The sequence below is a fragment of the Mycolicibacterium vinylchloridicum genome, from assembly GCF_013404075.1.
Taxonomy (GTDB): domain Bacteria; phylum Actinomycetota; class Actinomycetes; order Mycobacteriales; family Mycobacteriaceae; genus Mycobacterium; species Mycobacterium vinylchloridicum.
The window spans coordinates 43,639-58,961 of the sequence record NZ_JACBJQ010000031.1 but is presented as its reverse complement, the minus strand read 5'-3'; the positions used below and the strand labels follow the sequence as shown (position 1 = coordinate 58,961).

Annotated in this window: 13 protein-coding genes; 7 read left to right on the top strand and 6 right to left on the bottom strand. The window is 66.3% G+C overall.

From position 1 onward, the window contains the following. Positions 1-59 precede the first annotated feature (59 nt). Positions 60-902 (top strand): 3-methyl-2-oxobutanoate hydroxymethyltransferase, encoded by an 843-nt coding sequence (gene panB, locus HPC46_RS23095; RefSeq protein WP_179474256.1) that lies wholly within the window; start codon positions 60-62, stop codon positions 900-902. Here panB and HPC46_RS23090 read toward each other — a convergent pair. The 6 genes from HPC46_RS23090 to HPC46_RS23065 all read right to left on the bottom strand — a co-directional run bounded on the left by HPC46_RS23090 (position 899) and on the right by HPC46_RS23065 (position 7,065). Further along, complete coding sequence (locus tag HPC46_RS23090) at positions 899-2,329, bottom strand: dihydrolipoyl dehydrogenase family protein (RefSeq protein WP_325096739.1); 1,431 nt, start codon at positions 2,327-2,329, stop codon at positions 899-901. The two genes, panB and HPC46_RS23090, sit on opposite strands and share 4 nt — an antisense overlap. Then, positions 2,326-3,213, bottom strand: coding sequence for a DUF427 domain-containing protein (locus HPC46_RS23085; RefSeq protein WP_179474254.1), 888 nt, complete (start codon positions 3,211-3,213; stop codon positions 2,326-2,328). Before HPC46_RS23085 ends, HPC46_RS23090 begins: the two co-directional genes overlap by 4 nt. Before the next feature lie 97 nt (positions 3,214-3,310). After that, positions 3,311-4,633 (bottom strand): TetR/AcrR family transcriptional regulator, encoded by a 1,323-nt coding sequence (locus HPC46_RS23080; RefSeq protein ID WP_179474252.1) that lies wholly within the window; start codon positions 4,631-4,633, stop codon positions 3,311-3,313. 37 nt (positions 4,634-4,670) lie between these two features. Next, positions 4,671-5,540 (bottom strand): alpha/beta fold hydrolase, encoded by an 870-nt coding sequence (locus tag HPC46_RS23075; RefSeq protein ID WP_179474250.1) that lies wholly within the window; start codon positions 5,538-5,540, stop codon positions 4,671-4,673. A 101-nt stretch (positions 5,541-5,641) separates the two neighbouring features. Further along, positions 5,642-6,424: an enoyl-CoA hydratase/isomerase family protein gene (locus HPC46_RS23070; RefSeq protein WP_179474248.1), complete on the bottom strand. Its 783-nt coding sequence runs from the start codon at positions 6,422-6,424 to the stop codon at positions 5,642-5,644. An 11-nt stretch (positions 6,425-6,435) separates the two neighbouring features. Then, positions 6,436-7,065 carry a TetR/AcrR family transcriptional regulator gene (locus tag HPC46_RS23065; RefSeq protein ID WP_325096738.1) on the bottom strand — a complete coding sequence of 210 codons (630 nt, stop codon included), beginning with the start codon at positions 7,063-7,065 and terminating at the stop codon, positions 6,436-6,438. 127 nt (positions 7,066-7,192) lie between these two features. Between HPC46_RS23065 and HPC46_RS23060 the strand changes: the two genes are divergently transcribed. From HPC46_RS23060 to HPC46_RS23035, 6 genes are all read left to right on the top strand, one after another. After that, positions 7,193-7,927 carry a DUF1989 domain-containing protein gene (locus HPC46_RS23060; RefSeq protein ID WP_179474246.1) on the top strand — a complete coding sequence of 245 codons (735 nt, stop codon included), beginning with the start codon at positions 7,193-7,195 and terminating at the stop codon, positions 7,925-7,927. Next, positions 7,924-8,535 carry an urea amidolyase associated protein UAAP2 gene (locus tag HPC46_RS23055; protein WP_179474244.1) on the top strand — a complete coding sequence of 204 codons (612 nt, stop codon included), beginning with the start codon at positions 7,924-7,926 and terminating at the stop codon, positions 8,533-8,535. Before HPC46_RS23060 ends, HPC46_RS23055 begins: the two co-directional genes overlap by 4 nt. Continuing rightward, positions 8,532-10,532: a 5-oxoprolinase/urea amidolyase family protein gene (locus HPC46_RS23050; protein ID WP_179474242.1), complete on the top strand. Its 2,001-nt coding sequence runs from the start codon at positions 8,532-8,534 to the stop codon at positions 10,530-10,532. The genes HPC46_RS23055 and HPC46_RS23050 overlap by 4 nt, the downstream gene beginning before the upstream one ends. 108 nt (positions 10,533-10,640) lie before the next feature. Then, positions 10,641-12,155 carry a CYTH and CHAD domain-containing protein gene (locus tag HPC46_RS23045; RefSeq protein WP_179474240.1) on the top strand — a complete coding sequence of 505 codons (1,515 nt, stop codon included), beginning with the start codon at positions 10,641-10,643 and terminating at the stop codon, positions 12,153-12,155. A 16-nt stretch (positions 12,156-12,171) separates the two neighbouring features. Further along, positions 12,172-12,738 carry a GNAT family N-acetyltransferase gene (locus HPC46_RS23040; protein ID WP_179474238.1) on the top strand — a complete coding sequence of 189 codons (567 nt, stop codon included), beginning with the start codon at positions 12,172-12,174 and terminating at the stop codon, positions 12,736-12,738. Between the two features lie 227 nt (positions 12,739-12,965). Then, complete coding sequence (locus HPC46_RS23035) at positions 12,966-15,317, top strand: fibronectin type III domain-containing protein (RefSeq protein WP_179474236.1); 2,352 nt, start codon at positions 12,966-12,968, stop codon at positions 15,315-15,317. Positions 15,318-15,323: the final 6 nt, after the last annotated feature.

Genomic DNA, 15,323 nt, shown 5'->3' with positions numbered 1-15,323 from the left:
CGAACCCGGGGACCCGGATGGGCCTCGAGGATCGACAGAGACGAAATCTAGGGACAAAGATGTCTGAACAGACTGTCTATGGCGGCGCCAGCGTGCCCGCAGCTGCGCGCACCAAGGTTCGCACCCACCACCTGCTGAAGTGGAAATCCGAAGGCCACAAGTGGGCCATGCTCACGGTCTACGACTACTCCACCGCCCGGGTCTTCGACGAGGCCGGGATTCCCGTTCTTCTGGTCGGCGACTCGGCCGCCAACGTCGTCTACGGCTACGACACCACCGTGCCGATCTCGGTCGACGAACTCATCCCCCTGGTTCGCGGTGTGGTCCGCGGCGCCGAACATGCGCTGGTCGTCGCCGATCTCCCGTTCGGCAGCTATGAAGAAGGTCCTGTGCAAGCACTCCGAACCGCCACCCGGTTCATGAAGGAGACCGGTGCGCACGCAGTCAAGCTCGAGGGCGGCGAGCGCGTCGCCGAGCAGATCGCCACGCTCAGCGCCGCAGGCATACCGGTGGTGGCCCACATCGGGTTCACCCCGCAGAGCGTCAACGGCCTCGGCGGATTCCGGGTTCAGGGCCGCGGTGATGCCGCCGAGCAGACCATCCACGACGCGATCGCGGTCCAGGAGGCCGGCGCCGTCGCCGTCGTCATGGAGATGGTGCCCGCCGAGCTGGCCACCCAGATCACCGGCAAGCTGACGATTCCGACCATCGGCATCGGCGCCGGGCCCAATTGCGATGCGCAGGTGCTGGTTTGGCAGGACATGGCCGGGCTCACCAGCGGCAAGACCGCCAAATTTGTCAAGCGCTTCGGTGACGTCGGCGGCGAATTGCGCCGCGCGGCAATGCAATACGCCGAAGAGGTAGCGACCGGCGCGTTCCCGGCCGAGGAGCACAGCTTCTAGCGCCCGTCTCGGTATGCCTCGAGCAGCCGCAGCCAGAGCTCGCTGACGGTGGGAAAACACGGCACGGCGTGCCACAGCCGGTCGATCGGCACCTGCCCTACCACCGCGACCGTGGCCGCATGCAGCATCTCGCCGACCCCTGGGCCGACCATGGTGACACCGAGTGGAATGCCGCGGCTGTCGTCGACCACCATTCGCGCCCGGCCCCGGTATCCGTCTGCGTAGAGCTTGGCCCCCATGACCACGTCGCCGATCTCGATGTCGACCACTGAAACCGGATGTCCGGCAGCGCGTGCTTGTTGCTCAGTCATTCCGACCGAGCCTGCCTCGGGATCGGTGAAGAACACCTGCGGGACGGCCAGCGTGTCGGCAGTCGCGCTGAACCGGCCCCATGCGCTGGCGTCGACCGGCAACGAATGAGCACGAGCGGCGATCACCGCGGCCGCAATCCGGGCCTGGTACTTGCCCTGATGAGTGAGCAGTGCCCGATGGTTCGCATCGCCGGCGGCGTAGAGCCAGTCACCCGGGACGGCGGTGACCGTCAGAGTGTCGTCGGTGTCCAGCCAGGCGCCCGGCATCAAGCCGACCGTGTCGAGACCCATGTCGCCGGTGAGCGGTGTACGCCCGGTCGCGAACATCACCTCGTCCACTTCGATCACCGCACCGTCGTCGAGATCGACGACGATCCCGTCCGAGCCGCGGCGCAGCCGGCGGATGTTCACCCCGGTGCGCACGTCGACTCCCCCCTCGCTCAGGCCTCGCTCGACCGCGTCGGCAACGAAAGGCTCCATGCCGGCGAGAATGCGGGAACGCACGAGCAGAGTGACGGCAGCGCCGAGACCCTGCCACGCGGTGGCCATCTCGACTGCAACGCCCCCGCCTCCGACAATGGCCAGACGACACGGCACGTCGCTGGAATCCGTTGCCTCCCGGTTGGTCCACGGGCGAACCTCGTCGAGCCCGGGTATGTCGGGAATCACCGCGCCACTTCCACTGCTGATCACCACTGCGTGCCGGGCCAGCAGTGAAATGACGTGGCCGTCCGGCGTGGTCACCGACACCCGGCGCGGCCCGTCGAGTCGTCCGTGGCCACGGATCAGGTCCGCACCGGTGGCCATCACGGCGGCCGCCTGACCGCTGTCATCCCAGTTACTCACATAGCGGTCCCGACGGGTGAACACCCCGTTGGTGTCGAGGGTGCCGGTCGCAGCTTCGCGTGCGCCGTCGACGCGCCGCGCGTCGGCAAGCGCCAGCACCGGACGGAGCATAGCCTTGCTTGGGACGCATCCCCAGTACGAGCATTCGCCACCGACGAGTTCACGTTCGATGACCGCCACGGTCAAATCCGCGGCGCGGCAACGATCTGCGACGGTCTGACCGACCGGCCCGGCGCCGATCACGAGCACGTCGTAGGTACTTTCGGTCACGGTGTGTGCACCTTTCGCTGTTCGGCGAGGGGCAACAGTTCGTCGGGGTCGAGCCCCCGATCGATCCCGTGCGGGAGCACCGTCTGCCCGGGGTCCAGCCGCAACCGTTGCCCGTCGAGCTCGACATCGATCTTGTCCGGTTCGAACGAGATCAAGTTCCGAACGGCGGCGACCTCAGGCCATGCGTCGACGTATGACCAGGCGCACCGAACTCGCTCACCGATGGTGTAGTAGCTGGCCAAACCCTTGTAGGGACAGAAAGTTTGGCCGTCGACAGAGGTGAGCGCCTTCTCGTCGACATCGACGCGCGGCACGTACCAGCGGGGTGCGAAACCCGACTCGTAGAGAACCAGCGGGCCGCGACTCTCCGCAATCACCCGCTCACCGTCACGCACCACGAGGTGTCGGGATGTGGATCTGATGTCGATGCGGTGATAGGGGTCGGCCGCATGTCCGACGATGCGATCGTCTTCCTCGTAGAACGCGTCCATCGCCCGCCACGCGAACGCGATGCGCCCGGTCAGCACGGTGGCGTGGCCGGGCAGCGCGATGTGGCACCACGCCGCGCGCCGAACGCTGCGCTCTCCTGCGGTCACCGCGAACCACGCCGTCACTCCGAGCTCGCGGTGTTCGGTCCTTTGCGCTTCAGCTGCAAGCACTCCGGGCTCGACATCATCGCGCGAAAAATACGCGATCGGGTAGCGGCCCGGCTCGTGCAGCAGCACGATGTCTTCACTGTCCGCGATCCAACGATCGCCGAATCGCACTCTCATCCGACGACGCAGCGGTTCGGCGAACAGTAGTCGCTGCGAAAGTGGTTCAGGGGTCAGAAAGTGGCCGATGGTTCCGGTGGCCAAGGGACCCTGTTGCCAAGCCAAACCCATGCTGCGCACCTTCCGGGGCGAAAATTAAGTGGGCTGTATGTCCCATTATTATGGGCTGATCCACCCAGAAAAGTCCAGAGCGATCAGCACCGAGCGGTCAGCGCTTACGCTCGGCCGTCCGCACGCTGAAGCAACGCACATAGTCGACAGCTGCATTGACGTTCGCGCGCAAGGGCTCCGGGTCACCGGTGACATGAGTCAACATCGCACCGCCCTGATGAGCGATCACCAGGCTCGCCGCCAGATGACGAGGGGAAGCGTCCTCAGTCAGGTCACCGCGTTCGCACATCGCGGTCAAACCCGCGTCGAAAAGACCGATCCACTCGTCGTATCCGGCGGCGAGGTCGGCACGAATCTGCTCATCGGAGTCGATCAGTTCGCCGGCCAGTGAGCCATACACACAGCCACCCACCCGATACACCGCGTCGATGTCGGCGACACACGCGTCGGCCCACGCTTGCAGATCGCGAACGCGATCGAACGATGCGAACTTGGGGTCGGTGTGAAATCCGCGCACCTGAGCACGCCGCGAGGCGATGACCTCTCGGGTGAGCTCACGCTTGTCCCGAAAATAGTGCGACATCTGCGATCCGCTGACGCGGGCCGAGATGCGCACATCGTCGACGCTCGTTCCGGTCGCGCCGCGCTGAAACATCAATTCTGCGGTGGTGCCGATGATGCGAGCCCGGGTCTCCAGTCCCTTGCGGGTGAACCGCAAGTCGGCGACCTGCGCATCGTCGGTGTGCGCGGCACGACGGACACGTCGCGGAGGACGAGGTGTGCGCTGCGCCGGATCGGTGGCATAGCCGCGAAGTCGGTTGACCGCAAAGCGGAGTCCGTCGGCCAGCGGCCATTCCTCGCGATAGGTGAACGCCATCGTGCCGCTGCCCTGGTGCGTCGCCACCAGGACAATCGCCAGCTGGAGCGGGTCAGCCTTCGCCGTCAGAATGCGGCGGTCCTTCATCTGCTGAATTGCCTTCTCGAAGAAGGAAATCCACGCCCAATAGCCGTCAGCCAGGGTTCCGCGCGTCTCAGCGTCGGACTTCACCAGCTGGGCCGCCAGCGCGTGATACGTCGGCGTACCGGCATAGCCGATGCGGCGCAAGTACCGCAGATTGAGGTCGATCCAGGTCTCGAAGTCATCCAGCGACTCCAAGCCACCGAGCTTGGGCTGACGATGGAAGTCCAGCACCACCTCGATCTGCTTGGCCAGCACCGCCCCGATCAGCGCGCGTTTGTCGGCGAAGTAATGGGCGAGCTGTGAGCCGCTGACCGAAGCGGCACTGCGGAGGGTCTCGTTGTTCAGCGCCGACAATCCCCCGTCCAGGATGACATCGGCGGCGGCCGAGACGATCCGGTCGCGCGTCGCCCTCCCCCTGGCGGTGAGGCGCCGATCGTCGTGGCGCGCCGGCGGAGACATCGGCCCAGATTACCGGCAGTTTTTTCTGTTCACGGGCTCAACGCGCGAGCCGGCGCCCCAGGAAATCGACGAGCAACGCCGCGACGTCAGCCAAGGCCGATTCGAGCAGAAAATGCCCACCGGCGAGCAGGTGGATCTCGGCATCGGGCAGATCGTCGGCGAACGCGGTCGCACCGGCGGGGCCGAAGATTTCATCCCCCCGGCCCCACACGGCGAGTAGCGGCACGGCGCTCTGGCGAAAGTAGTCGTGCACCTTCGGATACAACGGCGGGTTCGTCGCATAGTCGCGGAACAACGCCAATTGGATCTCGTCGTTTCCGGCACGGGAGAGCAGCGCGTAGTCGTGGTGCCAGCTCTCGGGATCAACGAGCGTCTCGTCGGCCACGCCGGTGACGTACTGCCAGCGGGTGGCCTCCAGGCTCAGAAATCCGCGCAACGGCGCCTCGGTCTCCGGCGATGGCCGGTCCTGGTAGGCCCATACCGCTTTCCAGAAGTCGTCGACGAACCCGGCGTCGTAGGCGTTGCCGTTCTGGCTGACCACAGCGGTGATCGCCGACGGGTCCGCCAGAGCGAGGCGCCATCCGATCGGTGCGCCGTAGTCCTGGACATAGATGGCGTACCGACCGACGCCGAGGCTTCGCAGCAGGCCGGCGGTCAGCGACGCCAGGGCGTCGAAGGTGTAGTCGAACTCATCGACGGCGGGCGCGTCGGACAGTCCGAATCCCAACATGTCCGGCGCGACCACGTGGTACCGATCGGCAAGGATCGGGATCAGCTGACGAAACATATACGAACTCGTCGGAAAGCCGTGTAGCAGCACGATTGTCGGTGCATCGGGGGCCCCCGCCTCGCGATAGAACAGGCGGCGGCCGTCGACCGTGGCATAGCGGTGGTGAATGGGTGACATGAGTACACCTCTTCCTGGGTCAAGCATCCCAATAAAATGGGCTGCTTGGCCCAGTATGCCCGGCCGGCGTCGCCGGCACCAGGGGCGTTCCGGTGCCTGGTCTAGCCGAATTCAGGGGCGCGCTTGTTCAGGAACGCGTCGATACCCTCACGGCCGTCGGCACTGTCGGCGCATGCCGCGATCAGTCGGCCTTCCAGTTCCATCTGCTCCTCGAGCCCACTGCCGAATGTGGTCAGCATCAGCTTCTTGACCGCGCTACTGGAACCCTTTGCCGCAGAAGCGATCTGCTCGGCCAACTCCTGCGCGCGGGCCGCCAGCTCAGCGGCGGGCACGACCTCGTTGACCAGTCCCCAGTCAGCGGCCTCGGCCGCTTTCAGCGTCCGGTTGGTCAGCATCAGTTCCTGAGTGCGGCGCACGCCGATGATCCGCGGCAGGTAGTACGACGAGCTGCCGTCCGGACTCAGCCCGGCCTTGGTGTAGGCCATGGTGAACGACGCGGTATCGGCGGCCAGCACCAGATCTCCCGCGATTGCCAGGCTGAAACCCGCGCCGGCGGCCACCCCGTTGACGGCGGTGATCAGCACGGCGTCCATCCGGGCCAGCGTCGAGACAGCCCGGTGCAGGTCATCGGCGATCCCCTTGACGAACCGGCCCGGGCCCAGCGGCGAGGCCGCCATCGCCTTGAGGTCTCCCCCGGCGCAGAAGAACCGGCCGGCGCCGGTGAGCACGACAGCCTTCGTCTCGGCGACATCGCAGCGGGCCGCGACCTGCGCGAGTTCGGCGGTCATCACGTCGTTCATGCCGTTGGCGGCATCGGGCCGATTCAGCACGATCCGCGCGATGGGGCCGGACTGCTCGAAGGACAGGGTCTGGTAGGTGCTCACTCACCGGAACGTTAGCAATGCCAGCCGAGGATCCGGAGGGCGGCATCGGCTATTACTGTTGGTGTCTCGGGAGTGCACTCCTCGTTGTCGGACCGGCGGTTGATCACCGACTCCACCAGGCGGAACGGCAGGTCGTCGGCGTCGGGAATCCCGTCGCACTCCGCGATCACCTGGGCCGCCAGCCGGCGGTAACGGCGGCGCAACTCCTCGCGGTTGGCGCGGAACTCGGCGAAGCGCTCGACGCGCAGTTCCGGCAGCAGGTACAGCGCGCCGAGGTTCCAGCGACTGCCGCACAACTGCGAACAGTCCGCGACCACCAGGGCATGTAACCGCTCGCCGGCCGAACCGCCCTGGGCGAGCAGCTCACCGGCCAGCCGCAGCGCTTCGTCGACGGTCCCGGCCAGCAGTGCGTCGAGGATGTCGTCCTTGGTGGCGAAATGGTGGTACAGCGAGGCCTGGCGCATACCGACCGCGTCGGCGATCCGCCGCGTCGAGGTTCCGGCGTAGCCGATCGTGGTGAACAGTTCGGCGGCGGCGTCCAGGATCTCCTCGCGAGCCGTGTTGCCCGGTCGACGGGATTGTTCGAGCCGGGGACGGCCCCGCCCCTCGTGGCCCGCGCTGCGCATAGGCCATTCAAGCATTCGCCAAATACCTGTCACTTGATCGAAATGCAGTCAACCCAGTCGTTACACCGGCGACACCCGGCGGGAACGGCGCTTGACAAAACTTTCACTTGACAGTTAATCGGGTCCGGACAGGAGTGACCACATGACCACCGCGTCGACCGACGGCGCCCGCTCGCACGCGCGATCCCAGGCGAGCGGCGCCAGCATGCGGGTCCCGGCCCTGCCCGACGGGATCGACGGAGCCCGGCTGGTGTGGGCCGAGGCCGTGCCCGCGGAGTCCTACGTCTCCCGGGTGCTCGGGCGGGGCACCCGGCTGCGGCTCGCCGACCCCGACGGTGGCGCCTGCGCGCACCTGCTGCTGTTCCGGGCCGACGCGTCCTGGGAGCGGCTCAATGTCGCCGACACCATGAAGGTGCCGTGGCAGGCCTACCTCGGCGTCGGCCACCCGCTATTGAGCGACCAGGGCCGCCTGCTGGCGACGGTCGTCGCCGACACCTCCGGCCGCCACGATCTGCTGTGCGGTCCGCCGCCCGCCGGCAGGCAGAAGATGCTGCTGGCCGCCGGCAAGCACGGCATGGACATTCGCGATGTCGCGCCGTCGGCGACCCTGTTCAAGGGCGTGCGGGTCGAAGACAACGGCGCGCTGACGTTCACCGGCTCGGCGGGGCCCGGCACGGCGGTAGAACTGCTGATCCACCTGCCCGTCGTCGTCGCCGTGGTCAACACCGCACATCCATTGGACCCGGAGCCCGCAACCACCGGGCTGGACATCGTGGCGTGGCGAGCCGACGAAGAACTCCGCGTTCCCGTCAACACCGACCCGGAGTACTTCCGGGCCCTGTTCAACACCGAATCCACTTGGGCGGCAGCACAATGATCTCCGACGACATCGTCGCGGCCTGCGCACCGTGGTCGAAAATTCTGCGTGCGGGTCAGTCTCTGCAGATCATCGACCTACACGGCAATCAGGCGGTCGACACCCTGTTCTACGCCGTCGACGGTAATCGGGTCGACCCGGCCGGGCGCTACAGCGCGCAGGCTACCGTCGCCGCCCAGCGCAATATCTTCCTGACGACGGGCTCGGTGCTGCGCGCCGCCGACGGCAGGCCGTTGGTGACGATCGTCGCCGACGAGGTGGGTAATCACGACACCATCGCCGGCGCCTGCTCCAAGGAATCCAACACCCTGCGCTACGGGCACCACACCGTGCACCAGCACGCCTGTGCGGAGAATTTCCTCGCCGAGGCGGCGAAGTGGGGAATGGGCAAGCGCGACATCGTCTCCAACATCAACTTCTTCATGAACGTGCCGGTCGAGGCCGACGGCACGCTCGGCATCGTCGACGGCCTGTCGGCGCCGGGCAAGTCGGTGACTGTCCGCGCCGATACCGACACCCTGGTACTGGTGTCGAACTGCCCGCAGATCAACAACCCCTGCAACGGATTCGACCCCACCCCGGTGCGGATGGTGATCACGTCCTCATGACCACCGTCGAGGTGATGCGGCCGGGAATGCTGACGACCGTTCAGGATTGGCCCGGCCGCGTCGGCTACTGGCATATCGGGGTGCCCCCGTCGGGCCCGATGGACGATCTGTCGTTCCGGATCGGCAACCGGGTGCTCGGCAACCCCGAGGGCGCCGCCGGACTGGAGTGCACGAAAGCCGGTCCGGCCCTGCGGTTTCCCGACGGCGGCCGGGTGTGCGTCGCCGGCGCGGCCGCCCCGGTGAGCCTCGACGGCGCGCCGGTGCCGATGTGGCAATCGATCACCGTCCCCGCCGGCGGCGTGCTGGACGTCGGGATGGTTGCCGGCCCTGGCATGCGCTGCTACGTGCTGGTTGCCGGTGGGCTGTGCGAGGCCGAATACCTGGGCAGCGCAGCGACATTCACTCTGGGCCTCTTCGGCGGCCACGACGGCCGACCGCTGCGTGATGGCGACGTGCTGGCCACGGGTGCTGACCCGGGCCCGCAGTCTGTGCGCCCGGCCCGCGCGGCCATCGACGAACAGCCGGCCATCGGCCACCGCTGGCAGGTCGCCGTGACCGAAGGCCCGCACGGCGCACCGGAGTTCTTCACCCGGGCCGATATGGCGGCGATCGTCGGCACGGATTACACCGTGCACTTCAACTCCGATCGCACGGGTGTACGCCTGATGGGACCCAAACCGCAGTGGGCCCGCACCGACGGCGGCGAGGCCGGCCTGCACCCGTCGAACATTCACGACAATGCTTACTGCGTCGGCACTTTGGACTTCACCGGTGATACCCCGATCCTGCTCGGCCCGGACGGGCCCAGCCTGGGCGGGTTCGTCTGCCCGGTCACCGTGGTGCGGGGCGATCGGTGGAAGCTCGGCCAGATGGCCCCCGGCGACACCGTGCGCTTCGTGCCGGTGCGCGCCGATCGGGCGCCGTCGCTCGGCACGATCGACGCCGATCGGCGGGCGTCGATGCCGCTGGTGATCTCCACCTCCAGCGACGCCGACGACGGCGTGCTGACCCGATTCGTCGGCGCCGAGGGCACCGATGTGACGGTGCGCCGCGACGGCGACGGCGGCGTGCTCGTCGAATTCGGGCCGATGGTGCTGGACCTGGCGATGCGCGCCCGGGTCCATGTGCTCTACGAATCCCTTTTGGCCAGTGCGGTTCCCGGTGTCACCGAGCTGACTCCGGGCGTTCGTTCGCTTCAGGTGCAGTTCGATCCCGCCGTCGTCAGCACACCGGAACTGGTGGACCTTCTGGCCCGCACCGAGGAGTCGTTGCCGGCCACCGACGAACTCGTCGTGCCCAGCCGCACCGTGCGCCTGCCGCTGTCCTGGGACGACCCGGCCACCCACGAGGCGATCCAGCGCTACATCCACGGGGTCCGCGCCGACGCGCCGTGGTGTCCGTGGAACATCGAATTCATCCGGCGCATCAACGGTTTGGCCGACGTCGAGCAGGTGCACGACATCGTCTATGACGCCCAGTATCTGGTGCTCGGGCTGGGCGACGTCTACCTGGGCGCACCGGTGGCCACTCCCCTGGATCCCCGCCACCGGCTGGTAACCACCAAGTACAACCCCGCGCGCACGTGGACACCGGAGAACGCCGTCGGCATCGGCGGTGCGTATCTGTGCATCTACGGCATGGAAGGACCGGGCGGCTACCAGTTCGTCGGGCGCACCACGCAGGTGTGGAACCACCGGCATCCGCAGGACTCCCGCTCGTTCGAACCGGGAACCCCGTGGCTGCTGCGCTACTTCGACCGGATCGGCTTTTACCCGGTCAGCGCCGAGGAGCTCCTGGACCTGCGGGCCGACATGGCCGCGGGCCGCGGCGACGTCGACATCACCGACGGCACCTTCTCGATGGCCGGCTACGAGCAGTTCCTGGCTGACAACGCGCACGGTATCGCCGAATTCCGGGCACAGCAGGCGCAGGCGTTCACGGCCGAGCGCCGCGCCTGGGACCAGGCCGGCGAGTTCGCGGGTCAGCTCGCCAGCTGACAGGGTGGGTCAGCTCGCCACCATCTCGGCGAGACGTCGTGTTCACTTGGGTATGACACCCTGTCCGGCACTGCATACCGCTGATGATCGTCGCGAGCGAAGGTGAACATGGGTTCTGGAAACCGCCACGTCGAGGTGGAGAAGAAGTTCGACGTCCCTGCGGGCACGGTGTTCCCGTCCTTCGACGGGCTCGCCACGGTGGCCCGGGTGGAGCGGCAACCCGCGCAGTCACTGGACGCCGTGTACTTCGACACGCCCGACCGGGACCTCTCCGCCCACAAGATCACGCTGCGCCGCCGCACGGGTGGGCCGGACGCCGGCTGGCATCTCAAGCTGCCCGCCGGGCCTGATGCCCGCACCGAGGTCCAGGCGCCGCTGGACAGTTCCGGCGAGGCCGGTGACACGACGGTGCCCGAGGAGTTGCTCGACATCGTGCTGGCCGTCGTGCGGGACCGCCCGCTGGCACCGGTCGCACGGATCGCGACGACCCGCAATGTCGTGATGCTCTACGGCGCCGACGGCACGGCCCTGGCGGAGTTCTGCGACGACGAGGTCAGTGCGTGGGCCCTGGGATCGGGCGACGGTGCAGCGGGCGAGGAACAGCGCTGGCACGAGTGGGAGCTGGAGCTGGCCGACGGCGAGATCGAGGGTGGAAGGGACCTGCTCAAGCGGCTGGGCAACCGGCTGCTCGACGCCGGCGCGGCGCCCGCGGGCCACGGGTCCAAGCTGGTGAAGGTGCTCGAGACCGCGGGCTCACTGCCGGATGCGCCCGAGGACGCCGTGGAGTCCGCGGATCCGGTGCACCGCGCGGTCGCCGAGCAGGTGGACGAGTTGTTGGTGTGGGACCGCGCCGTGCGGGCCGACACCTATGACTCGGTCCATCAGATGCGGGTGACCACCCGCAAGATCCGCAGCCTGCTGCAGGCATCGGAGGACGCGTTCGGCCTCACCGACGACGCGTGGATCCTCGACGAGCTGCGTCAGCTGGCCGCCGTGCTGGGTGTGGCCCGCGATGCCGAGGTGCTCGCCGAACGCTACGAGGCGGCCCTGAAGGGCCTGCCCGACGACCTGATCCGTGGCCCGGTGTATGAGCGCCTGGTCTCCGGGGCCAAGCGCAGCTATCAGGCCGGTCTGCGGCGGTCGCTGGCCGCGATGCGCTCGACGCGCTACTTCCGGTTACTCGACGCGCTCGAGGCGCTGGTGGCCGCACAGGCGCCGGAAGCCGCGCCGGGTGAGGAGCCGAAACCGGTCAGCATCGACTCGGCCTACAAGCGGGTGCAGAAGGCCGCCAAGAACGCCGCGGCGGCCACCGAGCACCGCGACGAGGCGCTACACCGAATTCGCAAGGGCGCCAAGCGACTTCGCTATGTTGCGGCCGCAACCGGTGAGCCCAAGGTGTCGGATCGGGCCAAGACGATCCAGACCCTGCTCGGCGATCACCAAGATAGCGTGGTCAGCCGCACCCACCTGGCTCAGCAGTCGTTGGCTGCGCACGCAGCGGGCGAGGACACGTTCACCTACGGCCTGCTCTATCAGCTGGAAGACGACCTGGCCAACCGCTGCCGCGAACAGCTCGACGACGCCCTGAGTGCCTTGCGGAAGACCTTCAAGAAGACGCACTAGCGCCGGCGGGTACCGAATGACATCTGATGTGGCGATAAGGTTGGCGACCCGGCGCGACATTGCCGACATGATGGCGCTGGAAGCGCGCTACTACGTCGGAAATCTCGATCCGTCGGAGCGCGCCAATGGCTTCATCTCCAATCTCCAGACGCAGGACTGGTTCACCTGGGCGGTGGACTCCTCCGGAGTACACGGCGCGGTGACCGATGACGGCAGCGTCGTCGGTTTCATCGCCGTGACCGATCCGCCCGCCCCCGCACAGGCGGGCTTGTCACCGATCATCCAGCGGGTGCTCGATCTCGCTGAGTCACTGGAATTCAACGGAAAACCGATCGCGCAGCAGCGCTTTGCGTTGCGCGGGCCGGTGTGCGTCGACGCGGCCGCCCGAGGCCGCGGCGTCTATTCCGCATTCAATGCGGCCACCAGGGCGGCCTATCGGGAGCGCTTCGACCTGGGCGTGCTCTTTGTGTCTACGGACAATCCCCGGTCGCTGCACACCGCCACCACGAAACTCGGAGCACAATCCCTGGCCGTGTTCGAAGTCGACTCCCAGCGGTACCACTTCTTGGCGTTCAGTTTCTGAGGGCAGCCGTAAGCCGGACATCCCAGCGAAGCCCTGCTCAGTAACCGTGCACCGTTGCCATTCTCGGCAGCGCACCCTGCTATTGCGCGTGCAAGTAGATTTGACACGCTGGTCGAATTCCCGGTTACGGCGAGTCTCCTGCGTTTACCATCAATCGATTCACGTTTTGCTGAATCTCGTGAATCGACACGATCACCACATCACAGCAACGCATCGTCGGGGGAATCATGGGTTATGCACGCTACGTCGGTCGTGTCGGCGCACTCGCGGTCATGCTGGGGGTCGGAACCGCGCTGGCGGCCCCAGCTTTGGCCGACGACGAGTCGTCCCGGACCGGCAAGGCGACATCGAATTCGTCGCCATCGTCGGCCAGTTCGTCTGCCGCAGCCGGGCCAAGACACGGGGCTCAAGCCAACTCCAAGCGTCGCGCCTCCACTGCGCCCGGCGGCAAGGTGAACAAGGGCCCCAAGACGTCCATCGTCCCCGACCCCGAGCCGGTCAACGCTGACAGCACAGATCCCGTTGCCCCACAGGAAACGTCGGCGCCACAAGCACCCAAGGCCGCCCAGTCTTTGGTACGCGTCACCGCGCTCAACGCCGTGTCCACGTTGCTGCCTTCAGGTCCCGGCGCCCCCGCACAATCAGAGTCCCTGTGGGTGATGTTGGGTGCCGCCCGCCGCCAAACCGGTGAGAGCAACGCTGCTGCTGCTCCGGCAGCGGCCCCGTCAGCCGCGACAACGGTCACAATCAGCACGTGGAGTCAGCTGATATCCGATGTCGCAAAGTACGGCGGCTACATCTCGTCACCGACAGCGGGGACCACACAGAACAACATTCCGGCGACGCTGAACGACACGTCATGGGCGCTAGAGAATGCGTTGTTGGAGGTCTACAGCGGCCCTAATCAAGATCCCTTCTCGGCCACTCAGACGACGTTCACCTACACCACGCCGTACACACAGAATGCGTTCGTCCAATCCCAGCTCAAGAACAACGCTTTAGCGCTCCATCTGACGTACTCCGCGTCCAACTACACCGCGTATCTGGTGGCGACATCGCCCACGGACCCCGGAACCATCAGTGGCGGAAAACAACTCACCATCGGCGACGCGATCGTCCACCCTGCCCCCATCATGGCGCTCGCACCCGATGGCAATGGCGGCTTCTCGATTGTGATGCCGGCGACGACAGACCCGAGTTGGCAAAGCTCGTATTCGGTCGTCATTCTGCCGAAGAACATCGTGCCGGTCTTTCCCGGTGGCGACATCACGGCGCCGAAAGCCCCGACCGTTGCCAGCCCAAAACAGACCCCGTGGAGCGTGTCGCTGAAGGCCTCAGGGTTTACTGACGATGTCGCGGTGACGGGATACAACGTCTATCGCATCGACACCATCGACTACGGCCAAGCCGGTGTCCAGACCACGATCTGGAAAGTCAACTCCTCGGTCGTGGAAGCCGGGACGACGTTCGTCGACTCAGTAGTCGAACCCGACACGACTTACGTCTACACCGTTCGGGCCGTCGATGCCGCGGGACACGAAAGCCTGGACAGCACACCATTTGTCGTAAAGACGCCGGCTCTCGACACCGAACCGCCGACGGCGCCGACGATCACCGCTACCGCGATCACGACGTCGACTGCGACATTGCTGGCCTTCGGTAGCACGGACAACGTAGGAGTCGAGGGCTACGACATCTACCGGGACGGCGTACAGGTGAACATCTTGCCCGTCAAGATCGGGGAGAGCTTCGTCGACAATGGCCTCTATGCGGGAACCGAATACAGCTACACCGCCCAAGCGTTCGACGCCGCAGGAAATTACAGCGCGGACAGCGAACCCATTGTCATCACGACGGCGGGCAGCTCGGGTGGCGGAGGCACCGGCGGAGGCGGCAACGGCGGGGGTGGCGACGGCGGAGGCGGCGTCATCGCGCCGCTACCCATACCGAAGCTCAAACCCTCTCAACTGACCGATCATTCGGTGAAGATCACGATATCGGTGGGCACCGATGAGGATCGAGTCGACCATTACGTCCTCTACCGCGATGGGCAAGTAATCGGCTTAGTGGAACGCGGCGAGTCCTACACCGACTCAGAGCTGGATTGGGACGTCACCTACTTCTACACGGCGAGAGCCGTGGACGCCGAGTACCACCAGAGTGAGCTGAGCAGGAAGCTACGGGTCACGACGTACTCACTCCAGGAATGGCAGTTTGTCAATAGAGCTAACAGCGAAGACTCCTCCTGGGAGAAGCAGTGGGAGACATTCAACAAGACTTTTGGATGGATTCCGCTGGTCGGCGATGGGCTTGCCGCGATAAGCATGGGCATCGATCTCGTCGACCTCGCGCGAGCGATCGCGAACAGAAACAAGCACCAGATCTACGACGAACTCAAGGACCTCGGGGGCGACTTGATCGGCTTCATTCCCTTTGCCAAGGCCGTTGACGGACGCGTAGCCGCAGCCCTTGAGGCATTTCTCAAAACACCTATCAGTGAACCCGTGGGCGAAGTGTCGGAGAGCGTTGTGTTCTGGCTGGCAGGACTCGTCTACGACGCGACCGTGCCGCCCCGGTAGAGATTG

Coding starts and splice junctions, on each gene's coding strand:
- panB (WP_179474256.1), top strand. CDS start 60: ATGTCTGAACAGACTGTCTATGGCGGCGCCAGCGTGCCCGCAGCTGCG.
- HPC46_RS23085 (WP_179474254.1), bottom strand. CDS start 3,213: ATGGGTTTGGCTTGGCAACAGGGTCCCTTGGCCACCGGAACCATCGGC.
- HPC46_RS23080 (WP_179474252.1), bottom strand. CDS start 4,633: ATGTCTCCGCCGGCGCGCCACGACGATCGGCGCCTCACCGCCAGGGGG.
- HPC46_RS23075 (WP_179474250.1), bottom strand. CDS start 5,540: ATGTCACCCATTCACCACCGCTATGCCACGGTCGACGGCCGCCGCCTG.
- HPC46_RS23065 (WP_325096738.1), bottom strand. CDS start 7,065: ATGCTTGAATGGCCTATGCGCAGCGCGGGCCACGAGGGGCGGGGCCGT.
- HPC46_RS23060 (WP_179474246.1), top strand. CDS start 7,193: ATGACCACCGCGTCGACCGACGGCGCCCGCTCGCACGCGCGATCCCAG.
- HPC46_RS23055 (WP_179474244.1), top strand. CDS start 7,924: ATGATCTCCGACGACATCGTCGCGGCCTGCGCACCGTGGTCGAAAATT.
- HPC46_RS23050 (WP_179474242.1), top strand. CDS start 8,532: ATGACCACCGTCGAGGTGATGCGGCCGGGAATGCTGACGACCGTTCAG.
- HPC46_RS23045 (WP_179474240.1), top strand. CDS start 10,641: ATGGGTTCTGGAAACCGCCACGTCGAGGTGGAGAAGAAGTTCGACGTC.
- HPC46_RS23040 (WP_179474238.1), top strand. CDS start 12,172: ATGACATCTGATGTGGCGATAAGGTTGGCGACCCGGCGCGACATTGCC.
- HPC46_RS23035 (WP_179474236.1), top strand. CDS start 12,966: ATGGGTTATGCACGCTACGTCGGTCGTGTCGGCGCACTCGCGGTCATG.